This is a genomic window from Ruegeria sp. YTSC003 (genome assembly GCF_059609785.1).
Genome location: NZ_JBXWMK010000001.1, coordinates 83,874 through 100,758 on the forward strand (window position 1 = coordinate 83,874; position 16,885 = coordinate 100,758).

At 54.0% G+C, this 16,885-nt stretch carries 17 protein-coding genes and 1 tRNA gene; 6 read left to right on the top strand and 12 right to left on the bottom strand.

Going from position 1 to position 16,885, the window contains the following annotated elements:
- Positions 1-16 precede the first annotated feature (16 nt).
- From AC2FFH_RS00405 to AC2FFH_RS00435, 7 genes are all read right to left on the bottom strand, one after another.
- Positions 17-940 (bottom strand): sugar kinase, encoded by a 924-nt coding sequence (locus AC2FFH_RS00405; RefSeq protein WP_496843510.1) that lies wholly within the window; start codon positions 938-940, stop codon positions 17-19.
- A gap of 72 nt (positions 941-1,012) precedes the next feature.
- Positions 1,013-1,756, bottom strand: coding sequence for an SDR family NAD(P)-dependent oxidoreductase (locus AC2FFH_RS00410; RefSeq protein ID WP_496780446.1), 744 nt, complete (start codon positions 1,754-1,756; stop codon positions 1,013-1,015).
- 53 nt (positions 1,757-1,809) lie between these two features.
- The gene (locus AC2FFH_RS00415) at positions 1,810-2,745 is read right to left on the bottom strand and encodes an NAD(P)-dependent oxidoreductase (RefSeq protein WP_496843774.1); all 936 of its coding nucleotides are present in this window, start codon (positions 2,743-2,745) and stop codon (positions 1,810-1,812) included.
- Positions 2,708-3,127, bottom strand: coding sequence for a GlcG/HbpS family heme-binding protein (locus AC2FFH_RS00420; RefSeq protein WP_496721849.1), 420 nt, complete (start codon positions 3,125-3,127; stop codon positions 2,708-2,710). The genes AC2FFH_RS00415 and AC2FFH_RS00420 overlap by 38 nt, the downstream gene beginning before the upstream one ends.
- A gap of 19 nt (positions 3,128-3,146) precedes the next feature.
- Complete coding sequence (locus tag AC2FFH_RS00425; RefSeq protein WP_010437285.1) at positions 3,147-4,433, bottom strand: TRAP transporter large permease; 1,287 nt, start codon at positions 4,431-4,433, stop codon at positions 3,147-3,149.
- A gap of 2 nt (positions 4,434-4,435) precedes the next feature.
- Positions 4,436-4,969, bottom strand: coding sequence for a TRAP transporter small permease (locus tag AC2FFH_RS00430; protein WP_496843511.1), 534 nt, complete (start codon positions 4,967-4,969; stop codon positions 4,436-4,438).
- A 76-nt stretch (positions 4,970-5,045) separates the two neighbouring features.
- On the bottom strand, positions 5,046-6,020 hold the full coding sequence (locus AC2FFH_RS00435; RefSeq protein WP_496769811.1) for a TRAP transporter substrate-binding protein: 975 nt from the start codon (positions 6,018-6,020) through the stop codon (positions 5,046-5,048).
- A 322-nt stretch (positions 6,021-6,342) separates the two neighbouring features.
- Between AC2FFH_RS00435 and AC2FFH_RS00440 the strand changes: the two genes are divergently transcribed.
- Entirely contained in the window at positions 6,343-7,011 is a 669-nt protein-coding gene (locus AC2FFH_RS00440) for a GntR family transcriptional regulator (protein ID WP_496843512.1), read from the top strand.
- Between the two features lie 24 nt (positions 7,012-7,035).
- Here the strand turns inward: AC2FFH_RS00440 and AC2FFH_RS00445 are convergent, their stop codons facing one another.
- The 3 genes from AC2FFH_RS00445 to AC2FFH_RS00455 all read right to left on the bottom strand — a co-directional run bounded on the left by AC2FFH_RS00445 (position 7,036) and on the right by AC2FFH_RS00455 (position 10,962).
- The gene (locus AC2FFH_RS00445) at positions 7,036-7,554 is read right to left on the bottom strand and encodes a redoxin domain-containing protein (RefSeq protein ID WP_496769812.1); all 519 of its coding nucleotides are present in this window, start codon (positions 7,552-7,554) and stop codon (positions 7,036-7,038) included.
- Between the two features lie 608 nt (positions 7,555-8,162).
- Positions 8,163-9,932 (bottom strand): adenylate/guanylate cyclase domain-containing protein, encoded by a 1,770-nt coding sequence (locus tag AC2FFH_RS00450; RefSeq protein ID WP_496843513.1) that lies wholly within the window; start codon positions 9,930-9,932, stop codon positions 8,163-8,165.
- A gap of 130 nt (positions 9,933-10,062) precedes the next feature.
- Positions 10,063-10,962: a sulfotransferase domain-containing protein gene (locus tag AC2FFH_RS00455; protein ID WP_496843514.1), complete on the bottom strand. Its 900-nt coding sequence runs from the start codon at positions 10,960-10,962 to the stop codon at positions 10,063-10,065.
- 121 nt (positions 10,963-11,083) lie between these two features.
- Here AC2FFH_RS00455 and AC2FFH_RS00460 point away from each other — a divergent pair, with 121 nt between their 5' ends.
- Entirely contained in the window at positions 11,084-11,980 is an 897-nt protein-coding gene (locus AC2FFH_RS00460) for a LysR family transcriptional regulator (protein ID WP_496843515.1), read from the top strand.
- Between the two features lie 164 nt (positions 11,981-12,144).
- Here AC2FFH_RS00460 and AC2FFH_RS00465 read toward each other — a convergent pair whose 3' ends face one another.
- Positions 12,145-12,852, bottom strand: coding sequence for an IS6 family transposase (locus AC2FFH_RS00465; RefSeq protein WP_496843516.1), 708 nt, complete (start codon positions 12,850-12,852; stop codon positions 12,145-12,147).
- A 6-nt stretch (positions 12,853-12,858) separates the two neighbouring features.
- Between AC2FFH_RS00465 and AC2FFH_RS00470 the strand changes: the two genes are divergently transcribed.
- Positions 12,859-13,074: a hypothetical protein gene (locus AC2FFH_RS00470; RefSeq protein WP_496843517.1), complete on the top strand. Its 216-nt coding sequence runs from the start codon at positions 12,859-12,861 to the stop codon at positions 13,072-13,074.
- A 375-nt stretch (positions 13,075-13,449) separates the two neighbouring features.
- Here the strand turns inward: AC2FFH_RS00470 and AC2FFH_RS00475 are convergent.
- Positions 13,450-13,539 (bottom strand) — tRNA-Ser (locus tag AC2FFH_RS00475).
- A gap of 202 nt (positions 13,540-13,741) precedes the next feature.
- Between AC2FFH_RS00475 and AC2FFH_RS00480 the strand changes: the two genes are divergently transcribed.
- From AC2FFH_RS00480 to tmk, 3 genes are read left to right on the top strand one after another with little or no spacing between them, the layout of a single operon-like run.
- On the top strand, positions 13,742-15,079 hold the full coding sequence (locus AC2FFH_RS00480; protein WP_496768097.1) for an SPOR domain-containing protein: 1,338 nt from the start codon (positions 13,742-13,744) through the stop codon (positions 15,077-15,079).
- Between the two features lie 16 nt (positions 15,080-15,095).
- Positions 15,096-16,262: a D-alanyl-D-alanine carboxypeptidase family protein gene (locus tag AC2FFH_RS00485; RefSeq protein ID WP_496843518.1), complete on the top strand. Its 1,167-nt coding sequence runs from the start codon at positions 15,096-15,098 to the stop codon at positions 16,260-16,262.
- The gene (gene tmk / locus AC2FFH_RS00490; RefSeq protein ID WP_496768093.1) at positions 16,259-16,885 is read left to right on the top strand and encodes a dTMP kinase; all 627 of its coding nucleotides are present in this window, start codon (positions 16,259-16,261) and stop codon (positions 16,883-16,885) included. The genes AC2FFH_RS00485 and tmk overlap by 4 nt, the downstream gene beginning before the upstream one ends.

The window sequence follows — 16,885 nt, forward strand, 5'->3', positions numbered from 1 at the left end:
GGGCTGGATCCTTCTGCTAAGGCTGTAGGCAACTATCGAGCAGGCTTTGGTTGATGGGAACAAGTGCACCTTTGCCTTGCACGACATGCCCTGCCAGTTTGCAGGCCAGTGCTAAGCTGTCAGGTAAGGGTGTATCCGTTGCCAGCCCCGCCAGAATGCCAGCGTTGAAACTGTCGCCTGCAGCAGTCGTATCCACAACCGAGGCCAGAGGCGGAACATGGACAGAGCCCTCTGCGCCGCGAGTACGATAAAGGACCGTTTCTGCGCCATTCTTGACAACGATCGTTTCCGCGCCCGCCCTTGCATAGCGCTGCAAAGTGGCCGCGGGTTCCTGGTCGCTGAACCAACGTGCCTCGTCCTCGAACGATGGCAAAGCGATATCGCTAACTGCGGCGGCCTGCATGATGTTCTCGGTCATCTCAGAGGGGCTGTCCCAAAGATGCGGGCGCAGATTGGGGTCGAAGGCAATCCGTTTTCCGGCGCGCCGCGCTGACTGAGCAACGTCGAGCAAGGCGGCGCGCCCTTCAGGGTTCAAGATTGCCAGAGTGATGCCCGAGAAATAGATGAGATCTGATTGCGTCATGGCGCGGGCAAGTGCTTGCTTGTCTTGGGCCAACAGGCGTGCGGCCGACTGGCCGCGCCAATAGGTAAAGCTGCGTTCTCCATTGTTTAGCGTGATAAGATACAACCCCACTGAACGGTTTGGCACGATCCGCACCTGCTGGGTGTTGACCCCGCTTTCGCGCATCGCAACCAGCATCCGGGACGAGATGGCATCATCTCCGACGGCGGTAAAATAGGACAAGGGCGTTTCGGGTGTGAGTTGGGCCAGATACCAAGCTGTATTGAACGTGTCTCCGGCGAACCCCATTTGATACGTGCTTGGCGCGTCAGTTGGAGCCATTTCGGCCATGCATTCACCTATCGCGAGAATTCGCATATTCCGGTTTCCAGTACTTCGAAGTTTGACAAACGGTAGCGTTCGACAATTAGGTAACCTGTTCTGCAGTGGTCACGAGAACAGCATCCCACCATTAATATCGACATTGGTCCCGGTCAGATAAGCCGAGTCCTCGCTTGCCAGAAACGCCACGAGGTTCGCAACGTCCTGAGACTGGCCTTGCCGCTTGAGCGGCGCAGCAGCTTCTAGCCCCCGACGGCCTGCATCGGGAGTATGTATGTTATGGAAATCCGTGTCGATCATGCCTGGGCAGATTGCGTTGACACGGATATCAGGACCCAGTTCTTTTGCAAGACTACGGGTGAGCGTCATGACCCCGCCTTTTGACGTTGCATAAGCCGACGCACCCGGGCCACCACCGTCGCGACCCGCCTGACTGGCGATGTTTACAATGGCCCCGGATTTCATATGCAGCAGTGCCGCTTTGACCATAAGAAACGTGCTGGTCAGGTTGAGATCCATGACAGCCTGCCAATGCTCAAGCGACATCTCGGCGATTTTCTTGCGCGCGATCAAACCTCCGGCATTGTTCACCAGAATGTCCAGGCTGCCATAGGTATCGACCGTCTTGGCGATCAACGCATCGACCTCTTCGGGTTTGTTCAGGTCGCCTTGCATTGCAAACGCCTGTCCACCGATCTTTTTGATCTCGGCTACGGTTTCCTCGGCGCCGGCACTACTGGCGAAGTAGTTCACCGCGACATTCACCCCTTCGGAGGCGAGTTTGACAGCGCAGGCGCGCCCGATATCGCGGCCACCACCCGTGACAATTGCGGTCTTTCCCTGAAGTTTCATGGTTGCTTTTCCCGTTCAATTGGTGCTGCTATGCGTGACTGATGGATCTGACGCTAAAGCTTGGCAAAATAGTCGAAGATTTCCGGCACGTTGCCGTCGCCCATGCCTGCGTCCGCGGCTGCCTGAAGGTTGTTCGCGGTTCCTTCAGCGATCTCGGCACGAGTGCCCACGTCCTCGGCCAGCTTCAGGAAGTAACCAAGATCCTTGTTGGCGTTGTTAATCGAAAACCCCAAATCGCTGACACCATCCACCGCGTAGTTCTTACAAAAGTGCATAAAAGGGGAATTGGACGGTCCAGCTGACATGATGTCAAAAAGCTGCTGTTTGTTTACACCTGAGCGTTCAGCCACAGCAAAGGCTTGGCTCATGGTGCAAGCTGTCGTCATGCCCATATAATTGTTGATGAGCTTGGTCACATGGCCCGCACCCAGCTCGCCGAGGTGAAAGACATTTTCCCCCAGTACATCCAGGACAGGTTTCACCTTCTCAAAGGTGGATATATCGCCCGCTGCCATAATGTTCAGCAAACCATCCTTGGCGTGCGCGGGTGTGCGTCCCAGCGGCGCATCAATCATACCAGCACCTTTTGCGGCCAAGTCTGTGCCGATTTTGCGTGTGGACGCTGGGATCGAGGTACCAAAGTCAATGACCACAGCACCATCTTTGATGCCTGCCAGGATGCCGTCATCGCCGTAGATCAGGCTCTCGACGACATCCGATGTTGTTACACAAAGCATCACGATATCGCTGTTTTCAGCAAGCTCTCGTGGCGTTGTAACCTCTACAGCACCGCGGTTGACTGTGGCTGCGACGGCTTCCTTGTTCCGACCCATAACAACCAGATCAAAACTGTTGTTTTGCAGGCACTCTGCCATGTTACCGCCCATAAGACCGAGGCCGATGAAACCGATGACGGGTTTTGTCATATCTGACTCCTTAAACTCTTTCCAATTAGGCTTCGCAGAGTGCCGTGACCCCTGCCTGTGCAACTTCGAGATCTTGAGCTGGCGAACCCGAGCTGACACCAATCCCCCCAACCACCTGTCCGTCGACCGTCACGGGAAGGCCACCTGCAACGGTCACCATTCGTCCGCCCAGCGTTGAGGATATTCCGTGTGCGGCCATGCCAGGCTGATTTGCTTCACCAAGAGCATCGGTTCCTTTTTGGATACCGGTTGCAGTGAAACTCTTGTCGATGGCCAAAATGATGCTGGTAATCTTGCCACCATCCATCCGCTCAAACGCGATGAGGTTGCCGCTTTCGTCTGTGACGGCAATACACATCGGTACACCAATTTCCTGCGCCTTGGCTCGCGCTCCTGCGATCAACTTGCCCGCGTCATCTATGTCCAGGCGTCTTAGTGTCAGCATCGCCTCATTCTCCTTTGATTTAGGGACCAATGATCAAGTTCGGCAGTGTCAGCGATATTGCCGGTACAAAAGTGATCAGCATGAGCGCGGCAAAGATGGCGAGGTAGAAAGGCCAAATCGTTTTGACCGCTTTCTCCATCGGTAGTTTTCCAACAGCACACCCCACAAAGAGACAGGTCCCGACAGGTGGTGTGCAAAGACCAAGACCGAGGTTCACCAAAAGGATCATGCCGAACTGTAGCGGGTCGATGCCCAGCATGTTCATCACCGGCAGGAAAATCGGTGTGCAGATCAGGATCAACGCGGCCATGTCCATGATCATCCCTAAGAGCAACAGCACAGCGTTGATCATCAACAAGATCAGGATCGGGTTTTCTGTGATACCCAACAGGAATTCGACTGTTTTTGTCGGCACCCGGTTGAACGTCAGCATATAGGCAAAGGCACCGGCACAGGCGATCAGGATCATCACCATAGACGTTGTGCGCACCGAAGAGATAACGGCGGTTTTGAAGTTTTCCCAGGACAGGCTGCGATAGACAATAAGCGTCACCACAAAGGCATACATTGCCCCGAACGCGCCGGATTCAGTGACCGTAAAGACGCCTGACAAGACCCCTCCAACAATGATCACGGCCGTCAACAAGCCAGGGATCGATCCAACAAAGGCGATGGCCAGTGCGGTCCAACCCGGAAACTGTTCGGCCTGATAGCCGCGCTTGACCGCCACGACATAGGCGGCAATCGCAAGGCAGCAACACATAAGGACACCGGGCACAACTCCGGCCAGGAACAGTTTTGAGATTGAAACTGCACCGCCTGTTGCAAGGGCAAAGATGATCATGTTGTGGCTGGGAGGGATGATGATCCCGGCAATTGATGATGTCACTGTGACGTTCACCGCATAGTCGGCATCATAACCTTTGTCTTTCATCACCGGGATCAGGATTGACCCAAGCGCCGAGATATCTGCAATTGCCGATCCGGAAATGCCACCAAACAACATGGACGAGAAGACATTGACGATACCAAGCCCACCGCGCACAGCGCCTACGGCGGCCTGCGCAAACCGAACCAACCGGATCGCGATTCCACCGTGAAACATCAGCTCGCCCGCAAAGATAAAAAACGGGATCGCCATTAGGGAAAAGACGTTGATCCCGGACACGATACGCTGGAACCCAACAAACATCGGCAATCCTTCAAACCAAAAGGAAGCCAATGCAGCGATACCAAGGGCGTATGCCACTGGAGCGCCGATGATGACACATAGGGCAAAAACCCCCAACAGAATCATGAGTCCCATGACTATCCCTGATCTATGTTGTCTTGGCGTTCGTCTCGGCCCAGAAACAGGCGGATCAGATGGCCAGTGGAAAAAAGGAACACCAACGCGCCGCTGATTGTCAGTGGCAAGGAGCGCAAGCCCTCTGACCATTGGATGAGCGGGATCAGGGTGTTCCATTTGAATATTGTCAGCTCGATCCCGTACCAAAACATCATGCCACCGAAACCTGCCATCAGGACATCAGTGAGCACGACGAATACCGTTCGCACAGAGGGTGGGACTAAATTGCGGAACACGACAACAGAGAGGTGCGTGTGATTGTGCACACCCGCAGCCGCCCCGAGAAACGCGATGACCATAACCAAAAGCAGTGAAACCTGCTCAACCCAAGTGGGCGTGTTGTTCAGAACGTAGCGCCCGAACACCAGCCAGGCAAAGATCGCAGTCATAAACACAATGGCGACGCCAGACAGCAACATGCAAACTCGTGCGAGCAGATCAAGAATCCTGTCCATGTTGCGCATGGCGGCAGGGGAGGTATCGGGCTCTTGCATTGGATTTCCTCTGAGACAAAACGCCCGGCATCCAATTGGCGGAGCCGGGCGCTCAAAGTTGAACTGTTAAGACAACTTATTCAGTGGCTTGCGCCATTTCTACCAACGCTTTCATATCAGGATTTGCAGCCAAGTAGTCTGCATAAACCGAATCCATTGCGGACTGGAATGGGCCTTTGTCGGCGATTTCATTTACGGTGATGCCGGCCGCTTCAACATCTTTACGCGCTTGTTCAGAACCAATTGCCCAAAGCTCACGCTGGACCAATGCGGCTTCTTCTGCGGCACCGCGCACAGCGGCTTGCAATTCAGGAGAAAGTGCATTGAATTTGGTCGTGTTCACGCAGATACACTCGGGGATAATCAGGTGTTCGGACAAAGAATAATTTGTGGTCACTTCATAGTGACCGACATTCTTGAACGACGGGAAGTTGTTCTCCGCACCATCAACAACGCCGGTTTTCAGCGCTTGCTGAACTTCGGAGAATGCCATTGGAGACGGGTTACCGCCCATAGCTGAAATCATAGATGTATAAAGATCGTTGTTCATCACACGGATTTTCAGACCTTCGACATCTGCGGGCGTGTTGATCGGCTTTTGGCTGTAGAAAGAACGCGCACCGGCATCGAACCATGCCAGTGGCAGAACACCTGCTTCACCCATCGCAGCTGAAACAACCTCACCGGCGTCGCCGTCCAGCACGCGGAACATGTGCGGCACATCTTTGAAGATGAAAGGAAGCGATACAAGGTTAGCTTCTTTCACCATTGGGCCAATGGGACCGAGGTTGAAGTTACCAACCTCGATTGCGCCGATACGAACCTGTTCTAGGGCATCCGGTTGGGAACCAAGAACACCACCGTGGAACACATCGACGGTAACTTCGCCGTCTGTAGCGGCGTCAACCAGTTCGGCAAACTTGTCCATTGCAGCCGTGTTGGGATGGCCGTCGTTGTGGATATTCCAGGCACGCCAGGTGTCAGCTGAAACTGACGTTGCAATGAATGCCACAGCGGTCGCAGTCGCAAAGAACGATTTCGTGAAAGTCATGGGTTCTCCTCCCCGGTTATTTTTGGACAGGATTTGGCTTTCATGGAATTTCAGAGACCGTAAGCCACGTAGCTTTCGATTTCCCCCAAGAACCAGAATCGCTGCTGCCCTTAAAGGGACACTAGTATCCAAGTTATGTCAACTGTAGGCTTTTAGTATGTCAGATTGCTTGACAGTCGAAAGCGCAGGGCATTTGATAGGTGACAGGCCTACATTGGTTCACTCAAGCAAAACAAAATAGAATATTCTATTTGTTTCAATGCCATAACAGTGGATCTGTAATTTGAAACGTGACTAAGACAGAGGGCGCAAGCAACATACCGTGGAAGAAATTGTCAGACGAACCACAACCGATGCGGTCTATGAAGCGCTACACGACGAGATCGTTTCGCTTGAAATTCTTCCCGGTACAAAGCTATCCGAAACAGAGGTAGCCAGCCGATTCGGCGTATCACGCCAACCGGTTCGCAACGCATTCACAAGGCTCGGCAACGAAGATCTGCTCTTAATACGACCACAAAAGGCGACCGTAGTTCGAGGGTTTTCTATGGAGCGTGTGGCTCTCGCTCGATTGGTTCGAATGGCGGTGGAGCTGGAGATCGTCCATCGAGCAATGGAAGTCTGGGACGCAACACGTGAAGCAAAACTTGCGGAAAATCTCGCCTTACAAGAGCAGGCGATCAGTAACGGTGATCTATCGGCGTTTCACGCGCTGGACTATGATTTTCACAAACTGATCTACGTGCTCAGCGGCAATCCGATGGCATTTGATGTAATGCTAGAATCCAAGCAAAAGGTTGACCGGCTTTGTATGCTCAGTCTTGAAAAGGGCAGTGCCGCAGACGCCATCCTCGCCGATCACCGAGAGATTGCACAGGCCATGGCGGCAGGAGACCATGATCAAGCGCAAGCCGCTGTCAGAACACACCTGTCCCGCCTCGACGAAACCATCGACTTCATTCACAAGACGCACCCAGGCTACTTTGAGTAACCGAGGCCATGCGATCTGTTGGTCTCAGGCCGTTCCTCGTTCCGGACGGTCATTATCAATATTGAATTTCATGCCGTCCAAAAGCTCTTCCAAATCGGGGCGTGCTGCTGGGCCGTTTGAGATATCGACCAACATCAGCGTCCCGTTCGGACGGATACCAAACGCACCAGGTTCGGCGAATAGACCTGTAGTTTCTGCATCAGACAGAGGTGATGACACAAAAAGACCAAGCGAGCGCATTTGCGCTTCGGTCATTCCATAACAAAGATCAAAATCCCAGCCAAATTCTGCTTTGTCCGCCGCAGCTTTTTCTTTGGTGTCGGCAGAGACAACGATAACGTCCATAACGTCAGCCCATGCTGACAGCGCCGCATTCAACTTGTTCAAGAAGCGCTTGCAGCGAGGACAATGCTTGCCTCGATAAACAAACAACATGGTCCAGCGGTCTTTTTGTTGACCGATCGTAACCTTGCCCTCAGACCCCAGCCTAAAAAAACTCATTTGCTCGATTTGCGCGCCAACATTTGGTTTGGCTGAGGTCATGAGTCGTTCCTTTCTTCTACAAACAAAGGCTTTGCGCGGATACCGTTAGCTTAGTTCATGTCACGTCAAGGCAATTATTGAAACCAAGATCGCGATATTATTTAGTGCTTGAAAGGCACGCTCGATCTAAGATTGCTGTCAGTTAACGAGGAATCACCGATACTTACCCGCCGTCACTCTACGGCCCTCGTTGCAGCCGCGCTTCTAATGCCGTAACAGGTGTGAGCGCAACCAGCGTACTTGTGTCGAATTCAACGCGAGCTGATCACCTGTGGCCCCCAAGAAACCTTTACAATCGAGACCAGAACGATCAAACGATCTGCCTGGTGAAATCCACAACGTCACCGTTACTACTTAACTGTAACTTTAGGCTCACCGCAGTCATTGGACCGATTCTCTCAAACGTCAGCTTTGACGCGTTGAGCTGCCGTTCACGACCGGAAATTCGAAGTTTTTGTCCTGAACGACTGCTTTCACCAAAAGCGGACACTTACGGAAAACCGGTCCACTTCCGCTGTGCGGACGAAGCGGTCCTTCATAAGCGTTGCTTCAATGTTAGCTTTGCCCCGCCAAGCTTCCGTTAGCAATCTCTTGCGGATACCAATTCCTCAAGACGGGACTCCGGCTTTTTGCAAGCTATCGAGAACCAGTCGCCGCGCCTCGGCACTCCTAATTGGCAGTACTTGCTCGTATCGCGTCGTCGTCACATCTGGGTGTTTTCCTAGCAGTTCTTCAGCAGCATTTTTTGCATCATCTAGTCGTTCGAGCTTCGCGTAAATTGTTATCAAGACCCAATAAGTAGAATCCCATCCAGAGCTCATCGCCAGAGCACGCTGTGCCAGTTCCAGTGCTCGTTCTGGTGCACCTGCAACCAGGTGACCAAAGGCAGTGACAGTTAGGTAGCCGAAATAATTCGGATCTTTCGGGCAAAGATCAAGTGCACGGCCCAGTAGATCAAGGCCGTCGCTGAGTTCGTCGCCAAATACAAGAGCGCAGCCTGCCATCGCATTGACGAAACCGGAACCCGGATTGATTTCCACGGCCCGCTTTACGGCGTCTAAGCCTGACAAATAGTCCGTGCCAGTCATAGCAAGGACGAACCCACCAAGAACAATCGAATGCGCATCATCGCTTTCGTTGGTTAACACTCGGCGAGCCTTTGAAACCGCCAGGCCAACATCATCATCACCAAATGGCGCCCACAGTCGAGTCGCACGCTGCACTAAACACCAGCCGATGTGTGCCAAGGCAGGCGAAAAATCTGGATCTATGTCGGTCGCCTTGGTCAACAACTCAAGCGCTTTAAGGTTGGCATCAGAATGAGATGCATAGACATGAGGCAGCGCCTGGAGATAGAGATCGTAAGCCGCCATGTGCTCCACCGGTTTTCGGCGTGCGCGTTCAATTTCAGCTTTACGTATCGTCGGTTCTAAGGCGCCTACGACCTTGGCGGTGACTTTGTCTTGAAGTGCAAAGACATCATTGAACACTCCGTCAAACTTCTCGGCCCAAAGGTGATTTCCCGTCTTTGCGTCAATTAATTGACCTGTAATCCGAATTCGGTCACCCGATCTTCGGGCGCTGCCTTCCAGCACATATCTCACGCCGAGATCGCGTCCAACCTGCGTTATGTCAACGGCGCTGCCTTTGTAAACGAAACTGGAGTTCCTCGCGATTACAAAAAGCTGCTCGAATCTGGACAAAGCCGTGAGGATGTCTTCTGCCATTCCGTCCACGAAGTATTCCTGATCGGCGTCTCCAGACATATTTGAAAAAGGCAGAACTGCGATAGATGGCTTATCAAGAGCATTCCGGACATTATTGGCATATTCGCCGGTTGGAGGGTCAGCGGGACTTCCGACTTCCAACGCATAGACCTTTAAGGGTTCGCTGATGTTCTTTAGCGATTTCGTTCCCAAGTCCGTAACTGACAAGTCGAGCCGGGCCCGAACCTGACGATAGGCGTCTTCAGATATGCAGATGGCACCAGGATCAGAAATACTTTCCAGACGCGCAGCGATGTTGACGCCGTCCCCCATAAGATCACCGTCGCCTTCTTCGACGACATCTCCGAGATGAATCCCCATCCGGAAGTCTACGCGGCGCTCCTGAGGTACACCGGCATTTCTTTCGTTCATCGCACGTTGGATTGCGATAGCGCATCTTACAGCCTCTACCACACTTCGGAATTCAATGAGCGATCCGTCTCCGGTTCGCTTCACCAGGCGACCTTTGTGTACATCGATTGCCGGCTCGACGACCTCGCTACGAAGGGTTCTTAGTCGGGCGAGAGTGCCTTCTTCGTCAGCACCCGTCAGACGACTGAAACCAACTATGTCAGTTACCAAGATCGCTGCAAGCTTGCGATTCTCCAGCATTGCTTCGCACCCCACCGGTTCGTTTGGAGTTCTGGATTAAACTCAACAAGAACAACGTCTAGCGCGCTGCTGTGCGCGACCTTTTCCGAGGCTTCGCAGTCACGGTTTGCGATCACTCGGTGATGCCTGATCAGCCCTGTTGGCTACCGGACATAATCCATCGGGCACATTCCACTCCAAGTTGAGTTTTTGCAGTCTCTTCATACTTATCTATGAGGGATTGCGGCAATGTATCCCGCCACCGGCCATTCATCCCTTTGTGAATAAATGTGCGGGCGCCTCCCTGCCAAAATGCACCTCCTAAAGGCGCCGATTGAGCTGCGTTTGTTTTCATATAGTCGAACGAGCAGTGTTCAAGAGCGCGTTCCATTGTCTCTTCGTCAACGGTCACATCGATGAAGTCGGCTATCCGAGACATTTGTCCTTCCAGATCAGCCTTCAAATCAGAAAAATGAACCAGCAACACATTTGGCAGGTCCCTTATCTCCCACCACGAGCGGACGCTTTCCCAGAATGACCAAAACGGCGCGCCGTCGTTTTCCAACCAATGCTGGAAATACTCGATCTCTGAGCGTGCAGGCGCGCCAATAGCCGGCCCTACGCGCCCCGGCGAATTGTTCAGCGCGTCGTACCAAGCTTCGTTTGCGTTTGCATGATGGTTATACAACGACCAGACAATATCGCGCCCGTCGCGCCCAACATAAATGTACTTGCATTTGTCATGGAACACGAGCGCATCGACGGGTAAATGCGTTTTCATAAAGCGGCGATGGGTCTGCGCCTCGATCATTGCGAGTTTCACTTCTTTTGGCGGGACGCGCAGGTCGACCCAAGGGCTCATTTCTGAAACGGCAATTCCTTCTTGTGCATCAAACAAAAGCTGACCCACGATCTGTTGCATCCAAGTGGTTCCTGACTTTGCATAAGTCCCAATGATGATGTCGTCGTCGCGAAACCTTACGTCTTCCCACACTGTGCTATCGATGTGATGATTATGAATGTCTCGGTTTTTTTCCGGTAAGCCGCGCACTGCAGGATCCTCGCAAGTTCAACAGTTGGGTGCTAGGATACCTACAAGCCCCCTCTGCACAAATACAGAATAGTGATGTGCTATTCTGCATTCCTGCAGACTGACGTGTGAGAGACCGGCGATGTTCAATTGGAATGACATTAGAGTTTTTCTCGCGGTAGCTGAGGAAGGGTCGACACTCGCAGCAGCCAGTGTTGTTGGACTGAACCAAACAACAGTAGCTCGCCGTATTGATGCGCTTGAGCACTCTTTGAAGTTAAAGCTATTTGATCGTGACAATCGCGGATATGAAATAACAGCTCAGGGCATGGTGCTACTGGATGTAGCTAGAACCATGCGGAATTCAGCAACATCGGTAATTTCGACCGCCGAACAGCTGACGCGTGATGATCAAGGTGTGATCCGTTTTGCCGGTAACGCTGAGGCTATGCAGCGATTTGGCGTTGGTTTGGTATCAAGCTTTCGGGAAAAGAACGCGGACATTGCATTTGAGTTGATGATCGACGTCGCTTGGAAAAAGGATCAGCCACCTCTCGAGACCGGAAAGGCCGATCTGGCACTTCGACCATTGGACGAGATTTCGGGTGATGCGCTCGTCGCCAAGAAACTTGCCAGGTTCCCCTTAGGCGTTTACTGCAGCCAGTCCTACGATCAAAAATACACGGCGCCAAAAACACTTAAAGAGATAAAAAACCATAAGTTCCTAGTTTATTCAAACGATGTCGCGAAAGTTATGAAAGCGGTCGATTGGTTAAACCTGCAACTCAAAGACAGTCAGGTTCTTTATCAGGTTAACGCCGTAGCCAGCATGGTTGCGGCTTTGCAAACAGGGGTCGGTCTAGGGTTGCTACCATGTGTGACAGGTGATGCGCATCCCGATCTCGTGCGGTGCTTCCAGCACGATGAGCTTCACCATACTCTTTGGTTGGTCGCTTCTCAGGAAAGTTACAGACGCCCGGCGGTTCGAAGCTTCATGGCTTTTGCCGGCCAACACTTTAAAAAGTTTGAGCGTAATTAATGTTCGGTTAGATCAATGTAGAAGGCAGCATCTTTTTGGATTTCATAAATTGGTCCAATACGTATTGAGCGGCAAGGCCTGCAGCTGAGCTTCGCATCCCGAAGACGCACCGGTGCTGTCAGACGAATTCGAACCAGTCTCAGTTTGCCGCAGAAACCGTGAACCTATCCGGAACAAAGTTGACGCCACTCGCTAAGTGCGGCGGCGCGGGTCAGCTTGAAGGTGTCTCGGCTGGCTAGCGATCTTTCCTGGTTGAAGTGGTTGTATACGGAGGAATGGACGGAAGCGAATTTCTGTAAACTTCGCATGCGCCTGAAACGTTGCATAGCGCGTTCTCGTCGTCGAAACGGCAGGTGCGAATTCTCAACCCGGTTGTTAAGCCACCTGCCCGTCTGCTGTTTTTCCAGAGCGCCCAAATCTCTGAGCGCAGCCTTGTAGGATGCGAAGCGATCTGTGACTACTTCTTCAGCTTTGCCGTGGCGTTTCACTAATTTCTTAAGAAATTTCAACGCTGCAGCTTTGTTTCGGCGTTTGGTAACAACCGCTTCCAGCACTTCACCTTCGTGATCGACCGCACGCCAGAGATAGTGGCGTTTGCCATTCACCTTCACAAAGACCTCGTCCACGTGCCACTTCCATTTTGAAAAGGCTCGGAGTTGCTGAACACGCTTTCGTCTGATCTCGGCAGCAAACATTGGGCCAAACCTGTTCCACCAATTTCGGACAGTTTCGTGGCTCACGTCGATGCCTCGCTCATGCAGCAGATCTTCGACATTCCGAAGCGAGAGTGGAAACCGAATATACAGCATCACCGCCAGGCGGATGATCTCAGGACTGGTTTTGAAGTACTTGAAGGTGGCAGGTTTGGTCATTCCTAAATGCTATGCACCCGCCCTGCCCCGCTCAAGCAAAGTTCTTCTGACAAGACCCCCGGCGCCTTTATCCGTACCTGCGCTCAGCTCGCCTTTCTCTCACCGAAGATTCAGGCCGCGATTCTCGACGGCAACCAGCCGCCCGAACTCACACTCAAGCGTCTGGTCAGCAAGACCCACCCACTTGATTGGACCGAACAGGAGCGACAGCTCGGTTTCTGACACCTCCAGATCCGGCGTCCCTGATACAGGGTTCGCCCTCCCTGATCCGTCAGCACAATTCCCTGTTCCCACGAGAAAATTCCCTGTTCCACCTTTTAGGGAATTTGCAACATAAACCTCTGCAAAACATGCATTTCCGATAGGAGAAATGACGGAACTCAGACCTGTTCAACGAATATTCCGTGTAAATCGCCGCTTATCAGGGAAATCCCGCCCAAAGCGACCCCGCCGAAATGCGCCACTGAGACTGCCACCGGAAGTGCGCTCTGAGTGTACGGTCTGCTCTGTCTCTGATTGAAAGCGCATGCTCCAACTCGCGGGAATTGCGGCACAATTCCGGGTCAGAAAACACAACTAAACTGAGACGGGTATGAGTGGCGGGGAGACAGGGATTCGAACCCTGGGAACGCTCTCACGTTCAACGGTTTTCAAGACCGCCGCATTCGACCACTCTGCCACCTCCCCGCGTGGGGCCGGGTCTAAGGCCATAGCGAACCGGTGGCAAGACCAAATAGGGAATTCTTGCCGAAGCGCCTGCTGCGGTCTTTCCATGACACATTGGCCGCGTTATGATCCGCAGGAAAGACCGAAGCAGGCTGGCAATACAGAACCAGCAATCGGCAGCGGGTCTCGGGAAACGAGGCCCAATCAGGCAAGGGATGACAAGATGAAGCGAGCGACAGAGACACGCGCACATCCGCGAGCGTTAGCGGCTTTGGCCGTTATGTCCGTGGTTTTGGCTGGTTGCGATGAGGTGCTTTCCCCCGACAATGTCTCAGCAGATAGCCAAAGTTCTGATACCCAAGCAGACGGCCGGACCGACCTTTTCCCCATTCCTGACGGCAGCCCGAAAGATGATGTCGAAGCCCCTGAGGTGTTTCAGCTGTCTGAGGCAGGCTTATGGGACGGCCGCCCGTCATTGGGGGGCATTTGGATTGCCCACCCGGATGTGACACAGCCCGAACGTGTGCGCGTCAAAAATCCCAAGAACAACAAAACGGTCACTGCCGCGCTATTCCGCCGCGAGCGAAACCTGCCGGGACCCGAACTGCAGCTTTCCTCTGCTGCGGCCGAAAAGCTGGGTATTCTGGCTGGTGCACCTACAAATGTTGATGTCGTCGCCCTGCGTCGCAAAGCGCCCGAACCGAAACCTGAGCCGGTCGAAGAAAAGCCCGCAGCCGAAGAAACCCCTGTCGAAGAAACGCAAACCGCAGCAGCGGATGAGTCCAAGACCGTCATCGCCGAAAATGAGGCCGCGGAAGCTGAACAGCCAGCTAAGCTCAAGTGGTGGCAACGCAAAAAACCTGCTGCAGCGGCCGGTGCCGCGACTGCGGCTGCTGTAGCCACAGATGCCGCGACCGACACGGCAACCGACACAGCGGCGGAAATAGCCACCGAGGCAGTCGAAAACGTCACAGAGACTGAAAAACCGGCCAAGCCCAAATGGTGGCAGCGCAAAAAACCTGCCGAGGCGGCCGTGGCCGTTGATGCCGCAACCGATACGGCGACCGACACAGCGACTGAGGTGGTAGAAACGACCGCAGAAGCAGCATCGGCTTCACTGGTGGACCCTGAGGTTACCCCGCCGACTGAACAACCAGCCAAACGTAAATGGTGGCAAAAGAAGAAGCCCGATGAAATCACCGAAACGCCGCTGGATCCGATCGCGGGCGCGGCTGCGGCGATTGACGCAGCCGAACCCACACCGGTCAACACCCCCTCTGCCACAACCGCCGACGCATCGGTAGCCACCGCGGCCACGGTGTCGTCTTTGTCAAAGCCGTTTGTTCAGGTCGGCACTTTCGGGGTTGAAACCAACGCCAATAGCGCTGCCAACAAGATCCGCCGCAACGGAATGCCTGCCGAAGTGCGAGAACTGACCTCGGACGGCAAAACGGTCTGGAGGGTCCTGGTCGGCCCAGCAACGTCGCGTTCGGAACGCAATGCCATGCAACGCGATGTCAAAGACCTGGGCTTTAACGACGCGTTCACCGTCAAAAACTGAAACAAAGGAGGCCCCCATGCTGTCCTCACTGCGATCATCTGTTTTGACCCTCGGGCTGGCGCTGATTGCCCTGCCCGCACACGCTTTCGAAACAACCGCCCGCGCGGCCTATGTGATCGATCAGACGACCGGAACGGTTCTGCTGTCAAAAGAAGCCGACCAGCCCCTGCCGCCTGCGTCGATGTCCAAACTGATGACGCTCTACGTCGCGTTTGAGGCGCTGCGCGATGGCCGCCTGACCCTGGGGGAAACCTTGCCCGTGTCGGAACACGCCATGAGCTATGGTGGGTCGACCATGTTCCTGAACACGCAGGATCGTGTCAGCGTCGAGGATCTGCTGCGTGGCATCATCGTATTGTCTGGTAACGACGCATGCGTGGTGATTGCCGAGGCGCTAAGCCCCGATGGGACCGAGGCCGGGTTTGCCCGCTACATGACACAGCGCGCCAAGCAGATGGGCATGGACAACTCGAACTTCGCCAACTCGAACGGATGGCCGGCGGCGGGCCACATGATGTCGGTCCATGACCTTGCCGTATTGGCCAACCGACTGATCAGCGACTTCCCCGAATACTACCCACTGTTCGCAGAAGAAGAGTTTGAGTTTGATGGCCGTGCGCCGTCTAACAAACGTAACCGCAATCCGCTGCTGAAACTGGGGATCGGAGCCGACGGCCTGAAAACCGGGCACACGCAAGAGGCGGGTTACGGCCTTGTCGGCTCGGCCAAGCAAGGCGACCGTCGGGTTGTCTTTGTCCTGACCGGCCTCGATAGCACCGCCCGTCGCGCAGAGGAGGCTGAGGCCGTGGTTAACTGGTCGTTTCGCAATTTTGTCGAGAGGACCATTGCCGACGCCGAAACGCCGATAGCCGAAGCCCAGATTTGGATGGGCGCCGAAAAAACTGTTGGGCTGGTGCCCGAAGGTGATCTGACCTTGTTGTTCCCAGTTCTCAATGACAAGGACGTCAAAGCTGAGGTCGTCTACGAAGGTCCGATCAACGCGCCTGTGGAAAAGGGGCAGAAACTGGCTGAGCTGGTGATCACACCAGAAGGCTTGCCGGAAATCCGCCGCCCACTGTTCGCGGCCAAAGATGTGCCTGTGGGCGGGTTTGTCGTGCGCATGAAAACCGTAGGCGGTATTGTTCTGGAAGACGTGATCGGCAATCCGCTGGAGGCAATGTGACGAAGGCTGGGTTGTTTCTGACCTTCGAAGGCATTGACGGGTCCGGGAAATCATCACAAGCGCGCATGCTTGCAGATCATTTGCGCGGCCTCGGTCACGATGTGGTTCTGACCCGCGAACCCGGAGGGTCCGCAGGCGCTGAAGAAATCCGAAGCCTCGTTCTGGAAGGCGACCCGGATCGCTGGTCAGCGGAAACGGAAATTCTGCTGTTCACTGCTGCGCGCCGTGATCATCTGGAACGCACGATCAGGCCCGCGCTGGCCGAAGGCAAAGTTGTGATCTGCGACCGCTTCGCTGACAGCACCCGGATGTATCAGGGCCTGTCGCGCGGCGATCTGCGGGGATTGGTCGATCAATTGCACGACCTGATGATCGGGCGCGAACCCGACATGACCATTTTGATTGACATGGATCCCGAAACCGGGCTGTCCCGCGCCAAGGGGCGTCAGGGAACAGAAGAACGGTTCGAAGATTTCGGTCTGGATCTGCAGCAGCAGATGCGTGCGGGGTTTCTGGCCCTTGCGGATGAGTATTCCGACCGTTTCCGCGTGGTTGATGGCAACCGGGACATGGACAGTGTTGCACAGGATGTGACAGATATCGTTCTGCAAGCTTTGCGATAG